Origin of the sequence: Pandoraea aquatica, from assembly GCF_902459565.1 — a bacterium.
Lineage (GTDB): Bacteria > Pseudomonadota > Gammaproteobacteria > Burkholderiales > Burkholderiaceae > Pandoraea > Pandoraea aquatica.
Window position 1 is genome coordinate 63641 of the sequence record NZ_CABPSN010000013.1, and the last position, 6288, is coordinate 69928.

The window sequence follows — 6288 nt, forward strand, 5'->3', positions numbered from 1 at the left end:
CGGAGAGATCGGATGCTTGGGCGACGTAGGCGACGTCGTCGACTTAGGCGAGTTCAGCGATGATCTGCTTGAGTTCGCCGCTCTGGTACATCTCCATCATGATGTCCGAGCCGCCGATGAATTCGCCCTTGATGTAGAGCTGCGGAATCGTCGGCCAGTTGGCGAAGTCCTTCACGCCCTGACGGATTTCGTCGTCTTGCAGCACGTCGACCGTGAACAGGTCGTTCACTTCACATGCCTTCAGGATCTGGATGGCACGGCCCGAGAAGCCGCACATCGGGAATTGCGCGTTGCCCTTCATGAAGAGGACGACGGGGTGATCGGTAACGATTTGCTGGATGCGTTCTTGGGTGGTCATGTTCGGAAGCCCGTGGGGATGCCGGAAAGTCGGCGTATCCGGCATTTTAGCGGTTTTCCGTTCTGCCCGTCGGCGCGCGCTCAGGGGCGTCGTCCGCCGGTGGTGCGTTCGATGCCTGCGAGGTCGCGCTCGGAGGCTACATCCGCGAAACCCGCCGCCGTGCAAAGCGCCCGGACATCCGCCGCCTGATGGTAGCCGTGCTCGCACAGCAGCCAGCTATCGGGCCGCAGGCGCGACGGTGCGCCCGCCACGATGACGCGCAAGGCGGCCAGGCCGTCGGCGTGATCGGTCAGGGCGTCGACGGGCTCGAAGCGCAGGTCGCCCTGCGAGAGGTGTTCGTCGCCTGACACGATGTAGGGCGGATTGGCGACGATCAGGTCGAACGGTGCCTCGTCAGCGGGCAGCACGTCATACCAATCGCTCGCCACAAACCGGACGCGGCCATCCAGCCCGAGTTGCCGGGCGTTTTCACGCGCGACGTCGAGGGCGTCGGCGGAGCGGTCCAGCGCCGTGACACGCGCATCCGGACGGCTATGGGCGATGGCCAGCGCGATCGCACCGCTGCCGGTGCCGAGATCGAGCACGCGCGGCGTCTGACGTCCTTCGATACGCGCGAGCGCCAGCTCCACGAGCAGTTCCGTTTCCGGCCGGGGGATGAGGACCGACGGACTGACGTTGAGCGTCAGCCCGAAGAATTCCCGCGTGCCGGTGAGATAGGCGATGGGTTCGCCCGCCACACGGCGCGCATGCAAGGCCCGGTAGACGGCGACCGTCTCGGGTGCGAGCGGCTCGCGGTCGCGAGTAATCAGTTGGGTGCGGCTCCAGCCGAGCACGTGCGAGAGCAGAATGCGCGACTCCATGGGCGGCAGACCCGGCTCACGCAGCAGCGTCGCGACGGTGGCGACGTCGGGCACTACGTTGCCGTCTTGCGCGTTCTGCCCGCCCAAAGTCATCAGGCCGCCTCGCCCAGCGATGCCAGCAGTTCCGCCTGATGCTCGGTCACCAGTGCGTTGATCATCTCGTCGAGATCGCCGTCCATGATGTATTCGAGCTTGTAGAGCGTGAGGTTGATGCGGTGATCCGTCATCCGCCCCTGCGGGAAGTTGTACGTGCGAATGCGCTCGGAGCGGTCACCCGAGCCGATCAGGCTCTTGCGGGTGGCGGCTTCCTTGGCTTGCTGGGCGCGCAGTTGGGCATCCTTGATGCGCGCGGCGAGCACCTTGAGCGCCTTGTCCTTGTTGCGGTGTTGCGAGCGGTCGTCCTGACACTCCACGACGATGCCCGTCGGCAAGTGCGTGATGCGCACGGCCGAATCCGTCTTGTTGACGTGCTGACCGCCTGCGCCCGACGCGCGGAACGTATCGATGCGAATGTCCGCCGGATTGATTTCGACATCGGCAACGTCGTCCGCTTCCGGCATCACGGCGACGGTGCAGGCGGACGTGTGAATGCGCCCCTGCGTTTCGGTGGCGGGCACGCGCTGCACGCGATGGCCGCCCGACTCGAACTTCAGTCGCGAATACGCACCCTGACCGACGAGTCGGACAATGACTTCCTTGTAGCCGCCCAGATCCGATTCGCTCGCCGACATGATTTCGACCTGCCAGCGCTGACGCTCCGCATAGCGCGAGTACATGCGCAGCAGATCGCCCGCGAACAGCGCGGATTCGTCACCGCCGGTGCCCGCGCGGATTTCGAGATAGATGTTGCGGTCGTCGTTGGGATCGCGCGGCAGCAGCATGCGTTGCAGCGTGCCTTCCAGATCTTCCATGCGAGCGCGCGCGTTCGCGGCTTCGTCTTCGGCGAAGTCACGCATCTCCGGGTCGGACGCCATTTCCTGTGCGGCCGCCACATCGCCCAGCGCCTGACGATACTGCTGATATTGCGCGACGACGGGCGCCAGCTCGGCATGTTCGCGCGTGAGCTTGCGGTAGTTGTCCAGGTCGCGGGTAATGTCGCCCTGGCTCAATAGGCCATCAAGCTCGACCAGACGTTGCGTCAATTGGTCGAGCTTGGCTTGCATGCTCGCTTTCATCTATTTGTCGGCGGATCCCGAGGTGCGGAACAGTTCGGGAATGAGGTGAAGGATTTGCTCGCGCGAATCGCCGCGCGCCGTATTGAGCGCGTGCGTCGGGCCGTGCAGGAATTTCTTGGTGAGGGACTGGGACAGGGCTTCGAGCACGGCGGCAGGGTCGTCGCCACGCGCGAGCATGCGCTGGGCACGCTCGAGTTCGGCCACACGCATGGCCTCGGCCGTGCCGTGGATATCGCGAATGACTGGCACGACGCTGCGCGCGTCGAGCCATTGCATGAAGTTCTGCACGCGCGTCTCGATGATCGCTTCGGCTTGCGCGACCGCAGCCTGACGCAGCGCGTTGCCTTCGCGTACGACCGCGCCGAGATCGTCGACGGTGTACAGGAAGACGTCGGCCAGACGACCGACTTCCGGTTCGATGTCGCGCGGCACGGCCAGATCGACCATGAACATCGGTTTGTGCTTACGGGCCTTGATGGCGCGCTCGACAGCGCCCAGCCCGATCAGGGGCAGCGTACTCGCCGTGCACGACACGACGATGTCGAACTCGTGCAGACGCTGCGGCAACTCCGACAGACGGATCGCCGTGCCGCCCAGACGTTCGGCGAGCTTCTCGCCGCGCTCGGCCGTCCGGTTGGCGATGTACAGGGCTTTCGGATTTTGCGCAGCGAAGTGCGTGGCGCACAGGTCGATCATCTCGCCCGCGCCGATGAACAGCACCTTCTGCGTGCTGATGCTCTCGAAGATACGCTGTGCGAGACGCACGGCGGCAGCGGCCATCGACACCGAATGCGCGCCGATCTCGGTCTGGCCACGGACTTCCTTGGCCACCGCGAACGTGCGCTGGAAAAGCTGGTTCAGATACGTGCCCAGCGCACCGGCCTCGGCGGCGGTGCGCACGGCGTCCTTCAACTGCCCGAGAATCTGCGTCTCACCCAGCACCATCGAGTCCAGACCACTCGCCACGCGGAACGCGTGACGCACGGCGTCGGACTGGGGGAGGGCGTACAGATGGGGGGCGAGGTCGCCGGCGGGAATGTTGTGGAACTGGGACAACCAGTGCACCGCGCGCTCGCGCGCCGCGGCATCGTCCGTCACGCAATAGATCTCGGTGCGGTTGCACGTCGACAGGATGGCGGCCTCAGGCGCGCTCAACTTGCCGCTGCCGGTCCACAGACTCTTGAGGCCTGCCAGCGCCGGCTCGATCCGCTCGAACGGAAACGCCACCCGTTCGCGCAGCGAGACGGGCGCCGTGTGGTGGTTCAGGCCGAGAGCGAGCAGTTGCATGGTGTGGGGGATCTAATAGCCCCTGATTATAGCGCGTCGACGCGATGCCCGTTTCATTGGCCCCGCGTGCCCGCGCGTTGGGACAGCGTGCCCCATCATCGCGCAGCTGTCGGATTTTGACAAATAGTCATCCCTTATACCCGGCATAGCGAAGACCCGCGCCGCGACGGGGGCAGGGCGAAATTCTCTTGATATATCAGGTGATTGACGTCGCTGGAAGACACGTTGTCATGCCCTTTGGATATCGGGTGCAGGCCTTCGGAAATCGGGTCTATACTGCGTTCGGGTTCCCGTCCTAGGAGATTCGTCATGGGCATCATCGGCACTATCGTGGTCGGTCTGATCGTCGGTCTCATTGCACGCGCCCTGCACCCCGGGCGAGACAGCATGGGCATCATCATGACGATCATTCTCGGCATCGCGGGCGCACTGCTCGCCAAGTATGTCGGTCAGTTTCTCCACCTTTACACAGAGGGCCAGTCCGCAGGCTGGATCGCGTCGATCATCGGTGCCATTGTGCTGCTGGCGATCTATGGCGTGATCAAGCGCAATCGCGGCACGGCGTGAGCGCCATCCGCCCGATGCCTCGTCGGGCGGAAATTCTCATTGAGTGATAATTCGGCGCGCCTCGCGCTGCGACGATAGGTCGCAAGTTCGCATCGGATTTCGGGACGACGCGCGTCGCTCTGTGGCAACGCGGCGAATCATGCCGGGGTGATGTGCGGCGGATGTGCTGCTGACGTGCGTCGTACGTGTTTTGCCGCATTCAGCTATGCTTGTCGCCATCGCCAGGCCCAAGTCGTCTTGACTACGCGTGCGGCACGACCGCCACGTTCGATCCCCGTCTTCCGCCGTCTGGCGCGGCTGCTGCACCTGACACGGGTGTCGCGCCTTTCTCGCAAGTTGTTACGCCGTATCCCCCACTTCAAAAAAACACATGTCTGCGACACGCAATTCCGTGCGGCCATTGATTGTGGCATCCGTCATGGCGGCGACCTCTATGGTTGCCATCGAAGCCACGATCATCTCGACGGCCATGCCGCAAATCGTGGCCCAACTCGGTGGCCTGAATCTCTATAGCTGGGTTTTCTCCGCCTTCCTTCTCGCACAGACGGCCATGACCGTGGTGTTCGGCAAGCTCGCCGACATCTATGGACGCAAGCCGGTCATTCTCGTGGGCATCGCCGTGTTTCTCGTCGCCTCGCTGGGCGGCGGTTTCGCCTGGTCGATGCCGGCGATGATCGCGTTCCGCCTGTTGCAGGGTGTGGGCGCGGCGTGCATTCAGCCGGTCAGCCTGGTGATCATTGCCGACTACTACCCGATCAGCGAGCGCGGCAAAGTGCAGGGCTATCTGGCGAGCGTGTGGGCCATCTCGGCCGTGCTCGGCCCGATGCTGGGCGGTCTCATCATTCGCGATCTGTCCTGGGCGTGGATCTTCTGGCTCAACATTCCGATCGGTTTGCTGGCTGCGGCGGGCTTCATCGCGTATCTGCACGAAGAGGCACCGCGTCAGCGTCCGAGCATCGATTACATGGGCGCCGTGTTCTTCACGATTGCCGTTGCGGGCCTGATGATCGCGTTGACGGATGCCAATGCCTTCAGCGACACGCACGTCTGGGGCGGTGTGCTGACCTGCGCTCTGGCGTCGCTGCTGTTCGTCTGGCAGGAACGTCGCGCCAAGGACCCGATGATCTCGTTCGCCCTGTGGAGCCGTCGTCCGATTGCGGCGGCCAATGCGGCGACGCTGCTCTCGGGCATGGTGCTGATGGGCTTGACGACCTTCCTGCCGATGTACGCGCAGGGCGTGTTGCGTCAGACGCCGGTCGTCGCGGGTATGGCCCTGACGATGATCATGGTCGGCTGGCCGATTGGTTCGACGATTGCGGCGAAGACGTTCACGCGCTTCGGCCTGCGTCGCGTGCTGGTCGGCGGCAGCCTGCTCATGCCGGTCGGCGGTCTTGTCTTCGCGTTGCTCGGACCGAGCAGCTCGCCGATGCTCGCTGGGCTCGGCTCACTGATCATGGGCTTCTCGATGGGCACGGGCAGCGTAAGCGCGCTGGTGCTGATTCAGGAACTGGTCGGTCCTTCGGAGCGTGGCAGTGCCACGGCGTCGAATATCTTCTCGCGTAACCTCGGTAGCACGCTGGGCGCGACGCTCTTCGGTGCCGTGCTCAACTTCGGCCTCACGCATTCGAGCGGGCTGGCACCGGTGACGTCGGACCAACTGCGTCACGTGCTGGAAGATCGCGGTGTGTCGTCGCTGGCCGATCAGGCGATTCGCGCGGTGCTGCAACACTCGCTGCACCTGACGTTCCTGTCGATCCTCGCGATCTCGATTGGCGTGATGCTGCTGTTTATGCTGGTGCCGACGAACGCCGTCGACAGCACGCGCGGCAAGAAGCGTGACAAACCGGAGTTCGTGCCCGGCGGGCATTGAGCCGAGCGGCTGAGCTTCGCATCAGCAGGTCTTGAAACAGCCGGTTGGGCTTACCCACCGGCTGTTTTCATTTGCGGCGAGCCTCCCGGCTCGCCGCATCAACGACAGCGCATCAACGACAGCGCATCAACGACAGCGCATCAACGACAGCGCATCAACGACAGCGCATCA

General features: G+C 64.1%; 6 protein-coding genes. 2 read left to right on the forward strand and 4 right to left on the reverse strand.

The genetic code is table 11. The annotated features are described in order from the left end of the window. Nucleotides 1-43: 43 nt before the first annotated feature. The 4 genes from grxD to hemA all read right to left on the reverse strand — a co-directional run bounded on the left by grxD (nt 44) and on the right by hemA (nt 3680). Nucleotides 44-358, reverse strand: a complete 315-nt coding sequence (gene grxD, locus PAQ31011_RS25955; RefSeq protein WP_150578504.1) for a Grx4 family monothiol glutaredoxin — start codon at nt 356-358, stop codon at nt 44-46. An 80-nt stretch (nt 359-438) separates the two neighbouring features. After that, complete coding sequence (prmC, locus tag PAQ31011_RS25960; protein ID WP_150578505.1) at nt 439-1311, reverse strand: peptide chain release factor N(5)-glutamine methyltransferase; 873 nt, start codon at nt 1309-1311, stop codon at nt 439-441. Next, nucleotides 1311-2393: a peptide chain release factor 1 gene (gene prfA / locus PAQ31011_RS25965; RefSeq protein WP_150578506.1), complete on the reverse strand. Its 1083-nt coding sequence runs from the start codon at nt 2391-2393 to the stop codon at nt 1311-1313. The genes prmC and prfA overlap by 1 nt, the downstream gene beginning before the upstream one ends. Beyond that, on the reverse strand, nt 2394-3680 hold the full coding sequence (gene hemA / locus PAQ31011_RS25970) for a glutamyl-tRNA reductase (protein ID WP_039393438.1): 1287 nt from the start codon (nt 3678-3680) through the stop codon (nt 2394-2396). It abuts the gene before it with no gap. 309 nt (nt 3681-3989) lie between these two features. Between hemA and PAQ31011_RS25975 the strand changes: the two genes are divergently transcribed. Together PAQ31011_RS25975 and PAQ31011_RS25980 are read left to right on the forward strand one after the other, a co-directional pair. Beyond that, on the forward strand, nt 3990-4247 hold the full coding sequence (locus PAQ31011_RS25975; RefSeq protein WP_150578507.1) for a GlsB/YeaQ/YmgE family stress response membrane protein: 258 nt from the start codon (nt 3990-3992) through the stop codon (nt 4245-4247). Between the two features lie 370 nt (nt 4248-4617). Beyond that, nucleotides 4618-6117, forward strand: coding sequence for an MDR family MFS transporter (locus tag PAQ31011_RS25980; RefSeq protein ID WP_150578508.1), 1500 nt, complete (start codon nt 4618-4620; stop codon nt 6115-6117). The last annotated feature ends 171 nt before the right edge of the window (nt 6118-6288 follow it).